The 2,521-nt window shown below is 65.6% G+C and carries 1 protein-coding gene; it reads right to left on the bottom strand.

The window, feature by feature from the left end:
• A partial coding sequence (locus F0Q45_RS25335) for a condensation domain-containing protein (RefSeq protein ID WP_149656497.1) occupies positions 1 to 2,521 on the bottom strand: 2,521 nt, incomplete at both ends.

Below are 2,521 nucleotides of genomic sequence, written 5' to 3'. Positions count from 1 at the left end.
CTATCGGTGCGGCGTCATCGATGAGGAAGCCGATTCGGGTGTCGGGGTGGTTGGGGTCGATGGGCAGGTAGGCCGCGCCGGTTTTGAGGACGGCGGTGATGGCGACGATGGCTTGTGCGGAGCGTTCCAGCAGCAGCGCCACCACCGCGCCGGGCCGGGCGCCGTGGCTGACCAACACATGTGCCAATCGGTTTGCGGCCGCGTCGAGTTCGCGGTAGCTCCAGGTCTGCTCCGCATAGGTCAGCGCCGGCGCGTCCGGGGTGCGTAGCACTTGGGCACCGAACAATTGCGGTATCGACACCGACTCGACCGGCGCGCGCAGCACCGCGCGATGACCCATCTCGTCCAGCCGCGCCCGCTCGGCGTCATCAACCAGATCGACCGCCGACAACCGCTGCTCGGGGTCAGCGGTCAACACCACCAGCAGCCGCTCTAACCGCGCGAGGAGCTTTTCAATACTGGCCGCCTCGAACACGTCGGTGCGAAACTCCACCGCACCGCCGATGCCGGCCGGCTCGCCAGTTTCGGTGAACCGCTCGGCCAACGAGAACACCAAATCCATCCGCGCACTGTGAGTGTGGACCGGCTCAGGTATCACCTCGACGCCGCCCAGCGTGCGCTCGGTCAGGTTGCCGTGCTGACGGGCGAAGTTCTGCCAGGCCAGCAACACCTGAATCAACGGATGATGAGTCAGCGACCGCACCGGATTAAGCTTGTCCACCAACACTTCGAACGGCACGTCCTGGTGCTCAAACGCCGCCAGACTTTGCGTCCGCACCTGAGCCAGCAGCTCAACGAAACTCAGCCCACCATCGACTTGAACCCGCAGCACCAGCGTGTTGACGAAGAAGCCGACCAACGCATCCAGCGCCGGATCACCGCGACCTGCCGCGGCGAACCCGACCGCGACGTCACTGCTGGCGCACAACTTGGACAACAACGCCGTCAGCGCCGCCTGCACCACCATGAAACTGGTCGCGTCGTGCTCGCGGGCCACCCGCGCCACCTGGGCCTGCAGCTGCGCCGACCAGTACACCTCGACACTGCCCCCGCGGTGATCGGCCACCCGCGGGTAGGGCCGATCCGTCGGCAACTCCAACCGCTCCGGCATCCCCGCCAAAGCCTGGACCCAATAAGCTATTTGAGCCGCGGCACCACTGTCGCTATCGGCAAGATCACCCAGGCTCGCCCGCTGCCACAGCGCGTAATCCACATACTGCACCGCCAACGGCGCCCAACCCGGCGCCCGGCCCGCACACCGGTCGGCATACGCCAGGCCCAGATCATTCATCAACGGCGCCAACGACCACCCGTCCGCGGCGATATGGTGCACGATCAACGCCAGCAGATGCTCATCGTCGCCAACCCGGAAAAGCCGCGCCCGCAACGGCATATCCGCAGACAGATCGAACTCAAAACGGGCCAGGGTCGCCACGGCCTCATCGAGCGCAGCGTCCGCCCACGCCGTCGCATCGACAATCTGCCAGCCGAAATCGAGCCGCTCGGCCAGCAACACCACCTGGGCGGCAATTCCGTCGGCCGACACGAACACCGTGCGCAAGCTCTCATGACGACTTACGACATCGGCGATCGCGGCCCCCAGCGCATCCGCATCAAGCCCACCACGCAACCGCAACACCCAGGCCATGTTGTATACCGGCGAAGGGCCCTCCAACTGGTCAAGGAACCACAACCGGCTCTGCGCGTACGACAGCGGAATCACTGCCGGCCGCGGCCCGGCCACCAACGGCACCCGCCCGCCCGAACCGCGCTCCACACACCGCGCCAGCCCCGCCACCGTCGGCGACTCGAACAACACCCGCACTGACAAGTCGGAATCCAGTGCCTTGTTCACCGCCGCGATCAACCGCATCGCCGACAACGAATCCCCACCCAAATCGAAAAACGAATCATCGACCCCCACCCGGCCCAGCCCCAGCACCTGCCCAAAGGCGCGCGCCACCACCTCCTCAACCACACCGACCGGAGCCCGGTAGTGATCCACATCGCCGAACTCCGGAGCCGGCAACGCCCGCACATCCAACTTGCCGTTGATCGTCAACGGCAACGACGCAACTCCGACCACCGCCGCGGGCACCATATACACCGGCAACCGCTCCGCCAATACCCCACGAACCCCCGAAACATCCACGTCACCAACCACATAACCCACCAACCGCTTATCCCCAAGCCGATCCTCACGAGCAACGACCACAGCCTGCTCAACCCCGGTCACACCCGCCAGGGCCGCCTGCACCTCACCCAGCTCAATCCGATACCCACGAACCTTGACCTGCTCATCAACGCGGCCCACGTACACCAACTGCCCGTCGGCATTCCACCGCACCAGATCCCCACTGCGATACATGCGCCCGCCGGGCACCTCAAAAGGACACGCCACAAACCGCGACGCCGTCAATCCTGGCCGCCGCCAATACCCGCAACCCACCCCACGACCCGCCACATACAACTCACCCACCACACCCACCGGCACCGGACGCAACCACGCGTCCAGAACAAA

The organism is Mycobacterium simiae, from assembly GCF_008370645.1.
GTDB classification, from domain to species: Bacteria; Actinomycetota; Actinomycetes; order Mycobacteriales; family Mycobacteriaceae; genus Mycobacterium; species Mycobacterium simiae_A.
This window is presented reverse-complemented; position numbering and strand designations above follow the sequence as displayed.